20 protein-coding genes, 1 tRNA gene and 2 rRNA genes (1 of these 23 running past the window's edge) are annotated in these 16,202 nt (G+C 51.9%); 12 read left to right on the forward strand and 11 right to left on the reverse strand.

All coding sequences use genetic code 11. From position 1 onward, the window contains the following. Positions 1–1,221 carry an MFS transporter gene (locus tag AAC621_RS05090; RefSeq protein ID WP_340252809.1) on the reverse strand — a complete coding sequence of 407 codons (1,221 nt, stop codon included), beginning with the start codon at positions 1,219–1,221 and terminating at the stop codon, positions 1–3. Positions 1,222–1,352: 131 nt separating this feature from the next. Between AAC621_RS05090 and AAC621_RS05095 the strand changes: the two genes are divergently transcribed. Beyond that, positions 1,353–2,207 carry a shikimate dehydrogenase family protein gene (locus AAC621_RS05095; RefSeq protein WP_340252811.1) on the forward strand — a complete coding sequence of 285 codons (855 nt, stop codon included), beginning with the start codon at positions 1,353–1,355 and terminating at the stop codon, positions 2,205–2,207. Here AAC621_RS05095 and AAC621_RS05100 read toward each other — a convergent pair. The 4 genes from AAC621_RS05100 to AAC621_RS05115 form a co-directional block, all read right to left on the reverse strand. Further along, on the reverse strand, positions 2,204–2,329 hold the full coding sequence (locus AAC621_RS05100; protein WP_340252813.1) for a hypothetical protein: 126 nt from the start codon (positions 2,327–2,329) through the stop codon (positions 2,204–2,206). The genes AAC621_RS05095 and AAC621_RS05100 overlap by 4 nt on opposite strands. A 55-nt stretch (positions 2,330–2,384) precedes the next feature. Next, positions 2,385–2,696 carry a fused MFS/spermidine synthase gene (locus tag AAC621_RS05105; protein ID WP_340252815.1) on the reverse strand — a complete coding sequence of 104 codons (312 nt, stop codon included), beginning with the start codon at positions 2,694–2,696 and terminating at the stop codon, positions 2,385–2,387. Positions 2,697–2,837: 141 nt separating this feature from the next. Beyond that, on the reverse strand, positions 2,838–4,238 hold the full coding sequence (locus AAC621_RS05110; RefSeq protein WP_340252817.1) for a uracil-xanthine permease family protein: 1,401 nt from the start codon (positions 4,236–4,238) through the stop codon (positions 2,838–2,840). Between the two features lie 252 nt (positions 4,239–4,490). Then, positions 4,491–5,390, reverse strand: coding sequence for a glycerophosphodiester phosphodiesterase family protein (locus AAC621_RS05115; protein WP_340252819.1), 900 nt, complete (start codon positions 5,388–5,390; stop codon positions 4,491–4,493). Between the two features lie 202 nt (positions 5,391–5,592). Between AAC621_RS05115 and AAC621_RS05120 the strand changes: the two genes are divergently transcribed. From AAC621_RS05120 to AAC621_RS05130, 3 genes are read left to right on the forward strand one after another with little or no spacing between them, the layout of a single operon-like run. Further along, positions 5,593–6,237, forward strand: coding sequence for an SGNH/GDSL hydrolase family protein (locus AAC621_RS05120; protein ID WP_340252821.1), 645 nt, complete (start codon positions 5,593–5,595; stop codon positions 6,235–6,237). A 21-nt stretch (positions 6,238–6,258) separates the two neighbouring features. Further along, on the forward strand, positions 6,259–7,167 hold the full coding sequence (locus AAC621_RS05125; protein WP_340252823.1) for a 2-dehydro-3-deoxygalactonokinase: 909 nt from the start codon (positions 6,259–6,261) through the stop codon (positions 7,165–7,167). Further along, positions 7,164–7,769, forward strand: a complete 606-nt coding sequence (locus AAC621_RS05130) for a 2-dehydro-3-deoxy-6-phosphogalactonate aldolase (RefSeq protein WP_340252825.1) — start codon at positions 7,164–7,166, stop codon at positions 7,767–7,769. Before AAC621_RS05125 ends, AAC621_RS05130 begins: the two co-directional genes overlap by 4 nt. Before the next feature lie 52 nt (positions 7,770–7,821). Here AAC621_RS05130 and AAC621_RS05135 read toward each other — a convergent pair whose 3' ends face one another. Both AAC621_RS05135 and AAC621_RS05140 read right to left on the reverse strand, forming a co-directional pair. Then, a complete protein-coding gene (locus AAC621_RS05135) occupies positions 7,822–7,965 on the reverse strand; it encodes a hypothetical protein (RefSeq protein WP_340252827.1) in 144 nt (47 codons plus the stop codon). A 453-nt stretch (positions 7,966–8,418) separates the two neighbouring features. Then, the gene (locus tag AAC621_RS05140; protein WP_340252829.1) at positions 8,419–8,892 is read right to left on the reverse strand and encodes a winged helix-turn-helix transcriptional regulator; all 474 of its coding nucleotides are present in this window, start codon (positions 8,890–8,892) and stop codon (positions 8,419–8,421) included. Between the two features lie 179 nt (positions 8,893–9,071). Between AAC621_RS05140 and AAC621_RS05145 the strand changes: the two genes are divergently transcribed. From AAC621_RS05145 to AAC621_RS05170, 6 genes are all read left to right on the forward strand, one after another. After that, the gene (locus AAC621_RS05145; protein WP_340252831.1) at positions 9,072–9,446 is read left to right on the forward strand and encodes a hypothetical protein; all 375 of its coding nucleotides are present in this window, start codon (positions 9,072–9,074) and stop codon (positions 9,444–9,446) included. 40 nt (positions 9,447–9,486) lie between these two features. Next, the gene (locus AAC621_RS05150) at positions 9,487–9,975 is read left to right on the forward strand and encodes a hypothetical protein (protein ID WP_340252833.1); all 489 of its coding nucleotides are present in this window, start codon (positions 9,487–9,489) and stop codon (positions 9,973–9,975) included. Positions 9,976–10,050: 75 nt separating this feature from the next. Next, the gene (locus AAC621_RS05155; RefSeq protein WP_340252835.1) at positions 10,051–10,335 is read left to right on the forward strand and encodes a hypothetical protein; all 285 of its coding nucleotides are present in this window, start codon (positions 10,051–10,053) and stop codon (positions 10,333–10,335) included. Between the two features lie 90 nt (positions 10,336–10,425). After that, positions 10,426–10,776: a cupin domain-containing protein gene (locus AAC621_RS05160; RefSeq protein WP_340252837.1), complete on the forward strand. Its 351-nt coding sequence runs from the start codon at positions 10,426–10,428 to the stop codon at positions 10,774–10,776. Positions 10,777–11,329: 553 nt separating this feature from the next. Next, entirely contained in the window at positions 11,330–11,542 is a 213-nt protein-coding gene (locus AAC621_RS05165) for a DUF2805 domain-containing protein (RefSeq protein ID WP_340252839.1), read from the forward strand. Continuing rightward, positions 11,539–12,108, forward strand: coding sequence for a pyridoxamine 5'-phosphate oxidase family protein (locus AAC621_RS05170; RefSeq protein WP_340252841.1), 570 nt, complete (start codon positions 11,539–11,541; stop codon positions 12,106–12,108). The genes AAC621_RS05165 and AAC621_RS05170 overlap by 4 nt, the downstream gene beginning before the upstream one ends. A 240-nt stretch (positions 12,109–12,348) precedes the next feature. On the opposite strand, the gene AAC621_RS05175 is transcribed toward AAC621_RS05170, so the two are convergent. Further along, entirely contained in the window at positions 12,349–12,837 is a 489-nt protein-coding gene (locus tag AAC621_RS05175; protein WP_340252843.1) for a winged helix-turn-helix transcriptional regulator, read from the reverse strand. A gap of 111 nt (positions 12,838–12,948) precedes the next feature. Between AAC621_RS05175 and AAC621_RS05180 the strand changes: the two genes are divergently transcribed. Then, complete coding sequence (locus AAC621_RS05180) at positions 12,949–13,578, forward strand: DUF6854 domain-containing protein (protein ID WP_340252845.1); 630 nt, start codon at positions 12,949–12,951, stop codon at positions 13,576–13,578. A gap of 103 nt (positions 13,579–13,681) precedes the next feature. Beyond that, positions 13,682–13,936, forward strand: coding sequence for a DUF3303 domain-containing protein (locus AAC621_RS05185; RefSeq protein ID WP_340243521.1), 255 nt, complete (start codon positions 13,682–13,684; stop codon positions 13,934–13,936). A gap of 420 nt (positions 13,937–14,356) precedes the next feature. Here the strand turns inward: AAC621_RS05185 and AAC621_RS05190 are convergent. From AAC621_RS05190 to AAC621_RS05200, 3 genes are all read right to left on the reverse strand, one after another. Further along, positions 14,357–14,433: transfer RNA gene (locus AAC621_RS05190), tRNA-Met, on the reverse strand. An 83-nt stretch (positions 14,434–14,516) separates the two neighbouring features. Next, positions 14,517–14,631: ribosomal RNA gene (gene rrf / locus AAC621_RS05195) — 5S ribosomal RNA — on the reverse strand. Between the two features lie 89 nt (positions 14,632–14,720). Then, positions 14,721–16,202: ribosomal RNA gene (locus AAC621_RS05200) — 23S ribosomal RNA — on the reverse strand (it continues 1,350 nt past the right edge of the window).

Genomic DNA, 16,202 nt, shown 5'->3' on the forward strand with positions numbered 1-16,202 from the left:
CTAGCCTGCGGCCAAAACAGGGGCTTGCGGGCGGCGACTGCGCGTCAAAAGCCACGCAATTATCGCCACATTAAACCCGTTCCACAAAATACCATTGATGAATGCCATCTGATAGCTGCCTGTCACATCGAAAATCCACCCCGACATCCAACCGCCAAGCGCCATGCCCACAATCGTCATCATGATCACAAATCCAACCCGCTGACCTGCTTCGCGGGCGGGCATATATTCGCGCACAATCAAAGCGTAGGACGGAACAATCCCACCCTGAGCCAAACCAAAAATCAAGCTGACAACATAAAGCGACACAAGCCCATCATAGGGCAGGTAAAAAAACAGCGCCGTCATTTGGAGAACCGACCCAATCAAGAGGGTGCGCACACCACCCAAACGATCAGCGACTAAGCCTGAAATGATGCGGCTGACCACACCACCCAGAAGCATCAGCGACAGCATCTCGGCCCCCACCGCAGGGCCATATCCAAGGCCTACGCAGTAAGATACGATATGCACCTGCGGCATCGACATGGCCACACAGCAGGCCACGCCTGCAAAGCCCAACAGATATTGCAACTGGCGCGAGGACAGGCCAACCGAATTTGCCTTGGCGCGCGACATTGCCTCGGACTGGGCATGGGCGGTTTCTGGAAGTTTGCGCCGCAACGCAAATGAAAGCGGGATGATCCCCAGAAGCGCAATCACTGCAAGGGTGAGGTAGACAGCCCGCCATCCATCCTCGGCCAAAATCCCAGAAAGAACCATCGGCCAAATCGCACCAGAAAGGTAATTGCCGCTGGCAACCAAGGCCACGGCAATCCCGCGGCGGCGCAAGAACCAATGCGATATATCCGCCAATAAAGGGCCAAAGCCCGCAGCGGTTCCAAGGCCCAAAATCAGATGGATCAGGGACAGCGTGTAAATGCTGCTTGTAAGAGTGGAGAGAGCGAACCCTGCCGCGATCATGACGGCTGCCAAAGAGAGGGCAATCGTAACACCAAAACGATCCACCAAGCGCCCCACCAAAAGATTGCCTGCGCCAAACCCCACCATCGTCATCGTGTAGGGCAAGGACGAGGCCGCGCGCAGCGATCCAAATTCCGCCTCAACCGCAGGCATGATCACGATGATGGCCCACATGCCCACATTGGCAATCATCGCAATTGCCAAGGTGATGGCGAGCCTACCCCAAGAATAGGCGCTCTCATGAATATTGCTTTGCATGGATCAGACCTGTTCACATCGCGCAAATCTAACGCTATCGCCATTCCAAAAAGAGCGCCAACAAAAGTTGCATCTGCCCGCCATTCGTGGCGAGATGGCCAAATCACGCGCGAAGAGAAAGACGAGGCGATATGTCCTTAAGCCCGACCCAGAACCAAGCCCCGCTCAAATTGGGGCTGATCGGTGACAATATCAAACAATCCAGCGCCCCGCGTTTGCACCGAATTGCAGGCCACCTGAACGCCCGCGCGGTCAGCTATGATCTCTTGATCCCGCCTGAACGCGAGGAAACCTTTCATGAGGTCTTCGAGACCGCGCAAATTGAAGGCTATTCAGGGCTCAACATCACCTATCCCTATAAAGAAAAAGTGGTGCCACTTGTGCAACTGGCCGATCCCGTGTTGGACGCGGTTGGGGCCGTGAACACCGTTCTTTTCACGGCTCAAGGGCCCATCGGCTATAACACAGATTACACGGGCTTTAAGGCCGCCTATCAGGCCACGCGGGGCGATGACGCACCAAGCGAAGTGCTGATCATCGGGTCAGGTGGGGCGGGACGCGCGATTGCCTTTGGCCTTGCCGATTTGGGGGCAAGCGCGTTGCATCTGGTTGATACAGATTTGGCTAAGGCCGATGACCTAAAGCGTGATCTGGCGCGTGGCTTTCCGACATTGAAGGTCACAACCATGCGCGAGGTGTCCAATCTGCCACCTGAGATCACGGGCCTTGTGAACGCAACGCCCATTGGCATGGTTGGCTATGGCGGCACCCCGCTGCCGGCTGCGCATATGCGAGAGGCAAAATGGGTTTTTGACGCGGTCTATACCCCACTTGAGACACCGTTCCTCAAAGATGCAGCGGCCCTTGGTCTAGAAATCATTTCTGGGTGGGAATTATTCTTTTATCAAGGCGTGCACGCATGGGCACATTTTTCGGGCGGCAGCGTGGATGAGGCCGCATTGCGCGCGGCGCTGTTGCAAGCTTAATTTAAGATGGGCTCAAACTCGATCAGGGCGCTAATCGGCGCATAGTCATCTGTCAGAACGCGCGGCTGCTTATCAGCCACAATCTGCACCACGAAGGCATCATCGAGGGGTTGAAAGATCATTGGATCAGGCGACCATGCTTAGGGCGGTGATGGCGGCGAGGGGATGGCTGAAGGCCTAAATCAGCGGCCCTGCAAACCTGCGCAACATCAGACGTGCCGCAGCGGTGGTCAAAGCGGCTGCAACCATTGTCCATGCGGTTTGGCGCAATGCATTTTGACTGTCATGCGCAGCGATGCGACCGCCCCACCAATGACCCACGGAAAAGCCCGCCAGAACAACCGCAATAATGGCTGTCCATGTATAGAGGCTCATCCCGACATAGGGCGCGATCATACGGCCTGCGACAATTTCCACCACAAGGCTTGATGCAGAAATCGCCGCCTGCAGCACAACCATGATCCAAAGGTATTTTCCTGTGCCTGCCACCCGATTGCACCTCGCTTGAGACTGACTGTCGCGCCATCGGGGAAAATTTACACCAGCCCCGCAAAGGCACAAGCCAGATAAAGCAAAAGCGGCAAGGTTTCCCCTGCCGCTTCGCGTTTTAGGTCATGCTCATCTGTGAGCTTATTTTGAGCTCTTTCCCGACATGCCGCCAGAAACCTCTTCCGTGGATTCCGCACTGAGTTCTGCGGGCAGCACGATGTTTAGGATAATCGCGATGAGGGCCGCAGGCAAAATGCCCGAGGTTGCCAAGATTTTCATCGTGCTTGGCAGATATTGCAGTGCGTCAGGTTCAAGTTGCAAACCAAGCCCCAAGGACAAGGCAATCGCAAAAATCACCATATTGCGGCGGTTCCAATTCACATCAGACAGCATCGAGATGCCTGCAGCGACAACCATACCGAACATGACGATCACACCACCGCCCAAAACCTCAATCGGCACAGAGGAAATCACCGCGCCCACCTTTGGCACCAAGCCACAAAGAATAAGGAATATCGCGCCGATCGTGACAACCGCGCGGCTCATCACGCCCGTCATCGCAATCAGGCCCACATTCTGTGAGAAGGATGTGTTCGGCAATGCCCCGAACAAGCCAGACACAGCCGTGCCCAGACCATCGGCAAAAGTCGCGCCTTGGATTTCTTTATCGGTCGCTTCGCGGTTCGCACCCCCTTTGGTGATCCCTGACACATCGCCCACTGTTTCCACGGCGGAAACAAAGGACATGGCACAAAAGCCGATGATTGCGGCGACCGAAAACTCTAACCCAAAGTGGAGCGGGTTTGGCATCGCAAAGCTTGCTGCACGGCCAACATTGCCCAAATTCACTTGCCCCAAGGCAAAGGCCACCGCGTAGCCCGCCAAAAGGCCAACCAAAACGGCCGAGACAGACAGCATCCCACGCGCAAAGAATTTCAGCCCCAAGGTCACAAGGATCACTGTGCCCGCCATGAGCCAGTTCAGACTGGAGCCGTATTCCTCGGTTCCAATTGCAGGCACACCGCCCGCAGCGTATTGGATGCCAACCTTAACAAGTGCCAAACCAATCATCGTGACAACAAGGCCCGTCACCAAGGGCGGCAAGGCAAAGCGCAAGCGGCCAATGAACAGGCCTAAGAAGGCATGGAACAAACCGCCAACCAAAATGCCGCCCATCAAAACGGCAATCGCGTCAACGCCCTTACCTGCAACCAAGGGAATCATGATCGGAATAAAGGCAAAGCTCGTTCCTTGGACAATCGGCAGCCGCGCGCCAACAGGGCCAAATCCAATGGTTTGGAACAAAGTGGCGATGCCCGCGAAGAACATCGACATTTGAATCATATAGATCATCTGCGGAAAATCCGGGCTGTTTGAGCCAAAGCCAAACCCAGCCGCACCGCAAACAATGATGGCGGGTGTCACATTCGAGACAAACATCGCCAAAACGTGTTGAATTCCAAGTGGCACCGCCTGAGTCAAAGGCGGCGTGTAATTCGGATCGCGCAGCTGCTCTTGCGTTCCAATTGATGCGTCTGACATCTTCTAGTCCCTCCCTTTTCGATGCTTTGGCGGCTCCTCCTCCGACAAAGTCTCATCGAATGTTCGCGCTTCGCGCTTAGCGCCGCCCGACCTGTGGACGGAACGACAGACCATGACCCAAAAGTCATGGCTCAAATCGCAGGCTAAATCAGAAACTGAAGATTTATTTTCAAAAAAAACAAAAAGCTGTCACAAACAAGGCCTGGCACAGGTTTTTGCGCTGAAATCATTGAGAAAATTTCGCTTTCGGCCTTACTGCCAGCGCAAACCCCTATCCGACAAGCGGCGCTGCACGCGGGCGGGATAGTCAGAACAGATCGCATCCACCCCAAAATCAATCATGCGATCGATATCTACGGTTTGATTTACTGTCCAAACAACAACGCCCAAACCTAGGCTTTGCGCATAGGCCACATCTGCTGCGGTGATATCCGCGAAATGCGGGCACCATAGCGCGCCACCTTTCGCCTTGATATGAGCGGGAATATCAGGCGGCAATTGAAACTGGGGCTCGGATGAAATCGACAAATAAGACCGCGGGATTTCTGGCGCTTGTGCCTTACACTCCGCCAAAATGGCCCAATCAAAACTGTGCAAGACGGTCTGCCCGATCACATGGGTGCTACGGATCACATCCAAAACTGCCGCAACAAAATGCGCCCGCGCGGCGGTATCTTGGGCAAGCACGGGATCAGATTTCATCTCCAAAAGTAGACGCGCCGCGGCGTGTTCAGGCCGCGAAATGAGGGCGCATAAATCGGCCAATCGTGCCACTTGTAACCCATCAACCTGCGCCTGATCAGGAAAGGCCGCGCCATAAGCGCTCTGCCCATCAATTTTACCAACCTCATAGCGACAGAGGTCTGTATAGCTCAAATCACGGATTGGCATCTCATTTGTGATGAAATGTCCTGCTTCGTCCCGAAAAGTTGCGGCGTGCAGCGTGGGATTATGCGTAATGACGGGGATGTCATCGCCCGTCAGCACCACGTCAAACTCAAGCAACAGCACACCTGCGGCCAGCGCATAATCAAAACCAAGCATTGTATTTTCGGGAAACACCCCGCGCGCGCCCCGATGGCCAACGATACGGATCAGCCCTGACAATTTGCGAAAATCTGCCGCCGCATCGCCCATCACGCGCCCTGACATTTCCTGTAACGTCTACGTCTTGCCTAGCACCCCGCAGCCATTGCTTGCAATCAGCCAAGTGGCGCTTATTGTTTCGCGCAGTAAAACAAGAAAGTAGCGATCACATGACCCATTATCGCATTCTGTTGGCCTGTATCATCCTTGCAGGCTGTGGCGTGCCATTTGTGCCCTTGGTCTAGGGGCCAGTCGGGAAAGGGACGAGATGGAACAAGACCCCAAAACCCTTTTGCTTTTTGGCGATTCCAATACCCATGGCACTGTGCCTTTAACTGTGCTTGGGCAGCCAGAGCGCTATCCCCTTGCGCAAAGATGGCCGACTCTTTTGGCGCAAAAACTTGGGGCCACATGGCGCGTGATTGATGAAGGCTTGCCAGGTCGCACGACTTTGCATGATGACCCAGTGGAAGGGCCGCATAAGAATGGCGCGGCGGCATTACTGGGGATTTTAGAAAGCCACAGCCCAATTGATACAGTGGTGGTGAAACTTGGCACCAATGACCTAAAGCCGCGCTTTTCTGTCAATGCTTTCGATATTGCGCAGTCTGTGGGTAAACTCGTGCGTATCATCCGCACCTCTGGCTGCGGGCCTGCGCGTGGTGTCACGCGGGTGATTGTTGTCTGCCCTTCACAGATTGAGGAACGGGGGGTTTTGGCGGAAATGTTCCGTGGCGGCGCTGCGAAATCAGTGGGCCTATCGCCCGCCATGGCCGAAATGGCGGCACGCGAGGGCGTGGATTTGGTCGATCTAACAGGCGCGGTGACGGTTTCATCCGTGGATGGCATCCACTATGAAGCCACGCAAATGCCCCGCATTGCCGAGCTGATTTTTGCAGCCATTCAAAACTGAATATCGGATAAGAGAGACGCGATGACATCGAATTGGTTGGCGGTAGATTGGGGTACATCGCATCTGCGCATTTGGTGGATCAATGCCGAAGGATCGGTCTTGGCGCAGCGTTACTCCTCCAATGGTATGGGCAACCTTCGCCCTGACGGGTTCGAGGCCGCCCTCGTAGAATTGGCGGGCGATCTTTTGCCCGCATCGGAAAAAACTACGGTTTTGATATGCGGCATGGCGGGCGCACGCCAAGGATGGGCAGAAGCGCCCTATGTCGCGACCCCTTGCCCCCCGCCCTCTGTCGCCGCAGCCGTCAAAGTGAATACCACTGCCCCCCGCTTGGCGGCCCATATTATTCCTGGGATCAAGCAAGAGCGACCCGCAGATGTGATGCGCGGAGAAGAGACGCAAATCGCAGGGTTTTTAGACGAGCATCCAAATTTTGATGGCATCCTTTGCCTGCCTGGCACGCATTGCAAATGGGTGCAGATCAGCGCAGGCGAGATCGTCAGCTTTCGCACCTTCATGACAGGGGAATTGTTCGGCCTGTTAGAGCAGACCTCGGTTCTACGCCATTCCGTGGGCGGCGGGGGCTGGGACAGCGCCACCTTTCTTGCCGCTTTGGATGAGGCAATCGCCCATCCTGCATTGGTGTCGGCCAATCTCTTTTCCATCCGCGCCGAGGGGTTGCTCCATGGGGCTGACACGAATGCGGCCCGCGCGCGCCTATCTGGTCTGTTGATCGGTCAGGAACTGGCAGGCGCCAAACCCTACTGGCTTGGCCAAGATATCCGTGTGATTGGGACGAGCGGCATTGCGGATGCCTATCACGAGGCCCTCACTGCCCAAGGGGCAAGTGTCATCAAAATTTCTGGCGAGGGCATGGCGCTGAGCGGATTAAAAGCCGCGTATAGATCCTTTTTAGAGGCCGCAGAATGAGCCGCAACATTATTGCTATTTTGCGGGGCCTTCGGCCTGAGACTGCGCTCTCCATAACGGATGCACTGATTGCGGCAGGAATCACTCGAATCGAAGTGCCGTTAAACTCGCCAGACCCGTTTGACAGTATCGCGGCCATGGTTGCCCATGCACAAGGGCGCGCCCTTATCGGCGCAGGCACCGTCCTAGAAGTGGCAGCAGTTGATCGCTTGGCGCAGATCGGGGCGAAAATGGTGGTATCACCTGATACAAACCCCGCGGTGATTGCAGCCACAAAGGCACAGGGGATGCTGTCTTATCCGGGTGTATTTACTGCGACCGAATGCTTGACCGCAGTGCGGCACGGCGCAGACGGGTTAAAACTCTTTCCTGCCTTCAAGCTTGGGGTGGATGGTTATAAGGCCCTAGCCGCCGTTCTGCCGAAATCGGTTGAAACCTATGCTGTGGGTGGCGTTGGTCCCGCAGATTTTGCCGCGTGGCAGGCCGCAGGGATCACTGGTTTCGGCCTTGGTTCACACCTGTTCAAACCTGATTATGAAGCAACCAAAGTTGGCCATTTGGCGAAGGATTGCGTGACGGCCTATGATGCGGCCTTTGGGTGAAAATATTTGAGGGAACAGGGCGGGGACATACCCCCGCCCCTTTTGCCAAACATCAGGCGGCGTTTTTATCCAAGGCATAAGCGCCAGCGCCATGCGCGAGGAACATCAAGAATGCACCTGCGATAGAGAAGTTCTTGAGGAACATGATCATCTGTGTCTGATCGGCAAAATTGCTGTGATATAGCACTGCTGTCACCACACAGAAGGCCGCGCCTGCTGATGCGACACGACCAAACAGCGCGATACGAGCAGGTAAGTTGATTGGATTGGTTGCGGGGGCAGGATTAAGCCTTTGTCGAACTCAAATCAAACAATGAGAAGTTTGACGCGTTCAAACGCGCGATTTTTCAAATGCTGCCCATGCTTCTTCAAAGGCATTAAAGTCAAAATTTTCACCGCGTGCGGAGCCTAATATTAATTGTTGCGTCTTTGTGCGCGGTTACGAGAGATATTCTGGCGGCTAGTGTGCGGGGTTTGGGACGGGCGCCACTCTTGCGTCTATTAAACTTGTATCCCACTGCTGACCAACAGGATTGCCCGCCTGAATAGCCCTCCAACCCAAGGTCGCGAAGCTTTATCCACGGTATAAGTGCCGTGTAAAGGGGAGCAGTCCCCGCCCTGGAGTTTCGAAGCTATAGACCAAACCTATTCAAATTTTAACTTTTGACGCCCACCAAAACGGCTCTGGTTTTACTGTTTTCGAGATATGTATTTTCTCAAGATTTTCCAAAACCGAGTTGATGGCGACCTGGTCATTATCAATATATGGTCGCGTCATCGCGACAACCTGTTTTGACGGATTCCTAAATTGCGCTGTCCAAGCTGCCATTTTGAAAATAATTGGCACAAAAGCTATGCCGGCCTCGGTCAAACTATAGAGCTTTTTTTGGGCGTGGGATGCATCATCAGAAACCTCAAGCATTCCTAATTGACACATTCTCTGCAAACGAGAAGACAGGGCGCCTGATGATATTTTTTCATTATTATTTTTCAATAAATCATTAAATGTCCGACGGTCAAAAAGAGCGATGTCTCTTATAATTACCGGGATCCATTTATCGCCAAACAAGTACGATCCCAAAGCGATGGGACACAGATCTTCCTCTTCACTTAAATCCAGCATTGCAACGTACCCCTGTAAAAACCACTTCAACCTTTAGACTAGATTGCCGGGTGAGTGGGTGCAAGCCTGATCGGGCATCATCGGGAAAAGCTACCCTGCTAGTGCAAGCTCAACCGCTGAAGTGAAGGTTTCACCAGTGGATAATATCTACGAATAGCCAAGCTAAGATAGGAGAAAACATGAGCGTGAAACTGAAGCAACGAACTTTCAATTTCGCCCTGTCAGTACCGTTAGATGCGGCAGATAAAGTTGAAACCGCAATATCAGATCATGCCACTTGGATGCGAGAAACACATAGCTACGACGATAGCAAAATACAGCTCGTTCACTATTACGTGTCAAAAGCACATGAGCTTGTAAACATCGCTGACCCCAGTCAGGGCACGACCAATCAGGTTCTCTATTCTATCAACGAAGTCTACGTAATGGACGAAGGCTTAGACCAGCACCTTGTCGCAGGACAAAGCTGGAAAAACTTCCAATCGTTTGTCGGCACAATCACTGAATTTGGGAGTGTTCTGATTGCTAATGGTGAGGTCATTGAGACGCTCTGACCTTGGCATATCAACAGAAAGTCGACTTAAACCTTCAATTATGGAAATTCAAAATATGGGTAATTTATCAAAATGGACGGCACTTTTTTTGGCATGCAGCACCAGCCCTTTATTAGCAGACGGACACGCAGGTCTGTGGAACATGGTTGGCCTTGCAAATGCGCCATCAACGATGGCAATGATCGAAGGCACCACCGGTTCAATCATGATGGCATCTTCTACCGACCTGTGGGATTGGTCTGCCGCACCTGAGGGATTTCCATCACTTGTCACTGCGGAGTGCACTCAATCTGTTGCACTCACAACCAATGGGCAGCCAGTTGGTGGTGTGGGCGTTTGTAGCATGATGGATCCCGACGGAGATTTAGCCATATACTTTGGCGAGATCACCCCGGATATGGAATACATTGGATCACTGACTGCTGGCAGCGGGAAGTATGAACCTTATGTTGGCCAAAAATTCATTGGGACAGTCACCGGTATGCTGAGCACAGGGCAGCAAATGTACCACGTAGTCCCGGCCGACTAAAATCTTACCCCAATAAATTAACGCCCTGCCCCACAGAGGTCATGGTGAATAACTCCCAGAGAAAGGAAGCCCATTATGATAGTAAAACTTACGCAGGATTTGGCCCGTGGCTTTAAACCATGGAAAGACATGTTTCATGAGAATGAGGCCGCACTAAATGCCCTTGGAGGAAAGCTCGTTTTCGCAGGCACCGAAAAAGAAAACGACAATAAGTTGACCGTTATAATCGATTTTGACTCCCCCGAAGCTTTGAAGGCTTTTGGCGGCCACGAGGAACTTAAAGCCAAAAGAGCCGCAGCAGGCGCTATCTTGGAAACAACCGTGGTGACACCCATGAGTGGAGAGTCTTTCACTAAGTGACGCAGAGCTAATTGAAGCAAATATGCCAGTGCTCATTTGCCTCGGTTTATCCCAAATATCTCGACTAACTACAAAATAAGGACCAAAAATATGCCGATCGAAGTGAAAAGTTTTGCGTCACAGGCAGACGAAGCCAAGGACATGCCCAATGCGCGTATGGAGGCCGTGAACGTACTCGGTCAGCGAGTGATGAAGTTGACGCTTGCACCAGAGTGGAAATGGTCAAAGGACATTAAGCCACTTGTTGGTACGCCTAGCTGCAAAGCCACGCATACTGGTGTCATAGTTGAAGGTACTATTCATTGTGTTTGCGACGACGGCTCCGAAGCCACCTACACTGCGGGTGACGCATATGCCATTTCACCCAATCATGATGCTTGGTGTGTCGGTGGAAAGCGTGCAGTTGTATACGAATTCGCAGGAATGTGGGGGGAACAGTAATGTCTCTATACCAAAAACTAAAAAAAGTCATCGAGGCCCGAGATTTCGAGGGTTATATTGAGCTCATTCATGAAGACGCAGAAATTATATTTCACAAAACGGGTAGAAAACTCACCAAAAGTGAATGGGGGCCGATGTTTTCTACGATGATGGAAAACCCAAATTTCGTAACCAATTCGTCTCGATGTGTTTACGAAAATAGTGAAATTATGGTCTCACATAATTTCAATTCGTATCCCGACGACACAAAGGAAGCGGTTATGCTGGTTTGCATGCTTAAAGACGGAAAAATTATTCGCATGGAAACAGGGGCGACCCCTCTTTAATAAATGCATGATGCAACCAATGATTAAAAGAAGGCGAGGCCCAGCCAAGGCAGCCTCGCCTTTTGAGTATTGGCGTTTTAGCACTTATGAAGCGGCCCAATTTTATCAGCCACAAGAAAAAAATTAGGCGCCAACTTACCGAAGTCTCCCGTTAGCTATGCTTTCTGCGCTATATTGAACTTTGTTCGTGACTTGACTTACTGCTCAAGAAAAACACCTCCACTCCTATGAAAAATAAAAATATTAACCCTGTACTGGTCAGCGAAATTATCGAAATGGCGCTGAGTGATCATGTGACCTTTGATCAGATCCGCGGCTTACATGGACTTGAACCAGATGAGGTAAAGGCACTGATGCGTAAACATTTGAAGCGTGGCAGTTACCTTGCTTGGCGGAGACGCGTACGTACATTTTCTGATCGTCGCGAGATCTATAAATGAACTCAGATCCTAATTCATGGGCGCATGATCTGTCTCAGTTATACGCTGAAACTTGGAGGCGCCTGATACGCGGTGTCGACGACCGCCATGCCCCAGCGCGGCACCCAACCTTGGCAACAGTAAATAGCGAGGGAAAGCCACAAGCGCGGACGGTCGTGTTACGAGCAGCTGATCAACGTTCGGCCACTCTGGATATACATACCGATTCACAATCCAAAAAGGTCACAGACTTGACCATCACACCTTATGCGGCACTCCACATATGGGATCCATCAGCCCATTTGCAGATGCGGCTCGAGGCAGAAGTAAACGTCCTGACGGGCGATGACGCAGAACAGATATGGGAGAAGGTCCCTGAAGTATCACGCTTATCATACGGAATAAGCCCACCACCCGGCGAACCTATTCCAACAGCACTGGATTATTTGAAAAATGCCGACCCAGCATCTTTTGCCGTGTTGCGGTTAGAACTATCATGCATTGATGCGTTGCATCTTGGTCAAAACCATCGTCGAGCGCGCTTTAGCCGTGGCGATAACTGGTCAGGGACTTGGGTCGCACCCTGAGCTTTGACTATTTGAAGAGATAGTTCAGGATGTCCCGATTACTCACTGGACGCAGTTCGCAAAACGGCTTCACACCGCACTCTGAATGAGTGCCACTATCAATTGATCCAGTTATTACAAAAAAGCCGAAGACTAATCATCGCCGGGGCTAAAACCACGAGAGTGATTATGTGGGTAAGATCAAACGTCAACCACACACAATTCCAAGACGTTTACTGAGAGCCACATTTTTGAAAAAACTTAAATCTCTAATTTTTCTAACTCATCTGCTAACCACCACATAGGGTCAGGATCAACACTCTTGTGAATATGAATTTTGCGCAATTTCTGGATCAATTTCTCCTGTAAATCTTTTCGACCACTGTGAAATGGGTGAGTTAGCTCTACTACCTCAGGCGCAGGATCACGAAATTCAGATGTCCAGCTGGCTAGGTGGAATAGAATGGGTACGAAAGCGATCCCTGCTTCAGACAGAAAGTAAAGTTTCTTCTGCGCATGCTCCTTTGATTTTTTCACATGTAGCAACTCCAACTGCACCATGTATTGAAGTCGAGCTGCAAGAGATGCAGACGAAATTCCTTCGCGATTTTTTTTTAATATTTCGTTGAAGCCACGTCGATCAAACAGAGCAATATCCCTGAGTATGATGGGAACCCATTTATCAACGAGTAGGTGACCGGCGAGCCCTATCGGACACATTTCTTTTTCAACGATATTCATGTCCAACATTACAAGCCCCCAAACCACTTTAACCTAAAGACTAGATTGCTGGGCGGTCTGTGGTCAACTTGAAATTGTGCCGTGCCGATATAACGCATTTCAAGACCTGGAGGATCCATCATGTCGATACCCAAATTTATTGCCATCACAGCTGCTAGTTGCCCCACTGTTAGCAGGCAGGGCGCGATAGAAGAAATGGCGCACTTCGCTCAAGAGTGCCGAGAAAATGGCGCAGTGCGTGTCACATACGGCAGCGTAATTTCAGGCCGTTATCCCGGAGCGTTAGTGTTCGTCCAGTTCTTTGATGACCTCACTGGGTTTGAAGGGGTTATGAACATGATCCCAAAATCATCTGCATACTCACGAATGATTAACAACCACGAAGTGGCTCCGTTTTCACGAAACTTGTTCCGGGGCAAGCCGATCGAGTTTGAACCAAAGCTAGAGCCGATGCCCAAGTACTTGATGCTGACCCGCGCTCGTCTCGGAGCTTTGGACGAGGCTGGTATGCTTGGATTGCTAAATAAGACAGCATCAGTTTTCAAAGCATCAGGGGCTCAAACGATGCGCATGGGCCAGGTCCTCACTGGATCTGATCTCGGGACATATATGCTTGGCGTAACATATCCTGACATGTCTGCCATTGAGCGAACCTATGATGCACTAGCGGGCAACACGGATTATGCGCAGTTAATCAGCGGCGTCGACGTAGACATGCGTTCAATCACGAAGATAGCTGGCATTCTTTAGGCGCCGATCAGACAGACCAACAAAGGGTGGCGAGGAAGCAATGGAAAAAATGCTTCCTTGAACACATTTCCCTTATCAAAATCAACGCATAAAGGAGCGCGCAATGCTATTTGTTGTAAAACTGACGCACGACTACTCCACGTGTCAGGCCCATCACCCCGAAAAATTTCCACTGTTTCGAGATACGCTAGCAAACGTGAAAGATCATGGGATCAAAGTCCACGGTCACTATTCAAATCGTCTGGAACATACCAACTACATGATCCTTGAGGCCGAGACTTTCGAACAGCTTGATGCGGCATTTGATCCAATTCTTGAGATGGGCCATTTCGAGATTACACCGGTTATCCAAAGATAAGGAAGCAGAACGCGTTAACACCGTCGAATTAACCTTCAGCTGAAGATAGCGATCAAAGTTTTAACCGTTGACCGCAAAAAGGCTCTGCCATGAGATTTTATTAAAACCGCAAGTCACCAACTGGCGACAGCGTTTTGAAATAGCCAAGTTGATCTGGGCCACACCTCTAAGGGATGGAAAGTCGTACTGCACGGTCAGTTGGTGACTTTGTTCAATGTCGCCCTATCAGACAAAAAACAGGCTCCCCCTGTTACGGATGAGCCTTGTTTATTGGTTCGACCAAAGTGGTTGCGGGGGCAGGATTTGAACCTGCGGCCTTCAGGTTATGAGGAGGAGAGTTTCCTGCACATAATCGGCACACACAGCAACTTCCATACAATCGACGAGATCGAAAAATCTAATGTTTTTATGGGGTTGTATTGGTTGCGGGGGCAGGATTTGAACCTGCGGCCTTCAGGTTATGAGCCTGACGAGCTACCGGGCTGCTCCACCCCGCGCCAATATACAGCCCCCAAGGCTGAAAGTTCAGGCAATTTGGGGCTGCATCGTTAGAGAGATCGGTGTTCGTGTTTCTTACTAGGTTTGGCGGTGACCTACTCTCCCACGTCTTAAGACGCAGTACCATTGGCGCAGTGGCACTTAACGGCCGGGTTCGGAATGGAGCCGGGTGTTTTGCTCACGCTATGACCACCAAACCTAGAAAGAAACACAAAACATCCAAGTCAGCACACCTGAGTGTGATGCTTTCATCAATCCTAGAAGCCAAACCTGGCTTCTACTGGATCAAATCAAGCCTATCGGGCAATTAGTACCAGTCAACTGAACGCATTGCTGCGCTTACATCTCTGGCCTATCGACGTGGTGGTCTTCCACGGCCCTCAGGGATACCTTGTTTTGAGGGGGGCTTCCCGCTTAGATGCCTTCAGCGGTTATCCTGTCCGATCATAGCTACCCTGCACTGCTGCTGGCGCAACAACAGGTCCACCAGTGGATCGTTCACCCCGGTCCTCTCGTACTAGGGGCAACTCCTCTCAAGTATCCTACACCCACGGCAGATAGGGACCGAACTGTCTCACGACGTTCTAAACCCAGCTCACGTACCTCTTTAAATGGCGAACAGCCATACCCTTGGGACCTGCTCCAGCCCCAGGATGAGATGAGCCGACATCGAGGTGCCAAACGATGCCGTCGATATGGACTCTTGGGCATCATCAGCCTGTTATCCCCGGCGTACCTTTTATCCGTTGAGCGATGGCCCTCCCACTTGGGACCACCGGATCACTATGACCGTCTTTCGACTCTGCTCGACTTGTCAGTCTTGCAGTCAGGCTGGCTTCTGCCATTGCACTCAACGAGCGATTTCCGACCGCTCTGAGCCAACCATCGCGCGCCTCCGTTACTCTTTAGGAGGCGACCGCCCCAGTCAAACTACCCACCACAGAGGGTCCCGGACCCGGATAACGGGCCGCGGTTAGACATCAAGCAAAGCAAGGGTGGTATCTCAAGGATGACTCCACAGGAACTGGCGTCCCTGCTTCAAAGTCTACCACCTATCCTGCACATGCTTGGCCTGATGCCAATCTGAAGTTGTAGTAAAGGTGCACGGGGTCTTTCCGTCTAACCGCGGGAAGCCTGCATCTTGACAGGCAATTCAATTTCGCTGAGTCGATGTTGGAGACAGCGGGGAAGTCGTTACGCCATTCGTGCAGGTCGGAACTTACCCGACAAGGAATTTCGCTACCTTAGGACCGTTATAGTTACGGCCGCCGTTTACCTGGGCTTCAATTCGGAGCTTGCACCCCTCCTTTTAACCTTCAGGCACCGGGCAGGCGTCAGACCCTATACGTCGTCTTGCGACTTCGCAGAGCCCTGTGTTTTTAGTAAACAGTCGCCACCCCCTGGTTTGTGCCCCCGGATCCAAGTTGCCTTGAACCCGGGCCTCCTTCTCGCGAACTTACGGAGGTATTTTGCCGAGTTCCTTCAACATCGTTCTCTCAAGCGCCTTGGTATTCTCTACCAGTCCACCTGTGTCGGTTTAGGGTACGGTCTGGTGTGGGGCTATTTCCAGGAACCGATTAGCGGCCCACCCAATCCAATAAGGGTGAACAACAGTCACGATCCGTCACATCCCACTGGCCCAGGAATATTAACCTGGTTCCCATCGACTACGCATTTCTGCCTCGCCTTAGGGGCCGGCTTACCCTGCTCAGATTAGCTTTAAGCAGGAACCCTTGGACTTTCGGCGACAGGGTCTCTCACCCTGTTT

The sequence above is a fragment of the Roseobacter sp. HKCC-CH-9208 genome (assembly GCF_037805125.1).
In the GTDB taxonomy this organism is placed as follows: domain Bacteria; phylum Pseudomonadota; class Alphaproteobacteria; order Rhodobacterales; family Rhodobacteraceae; genus M30B80.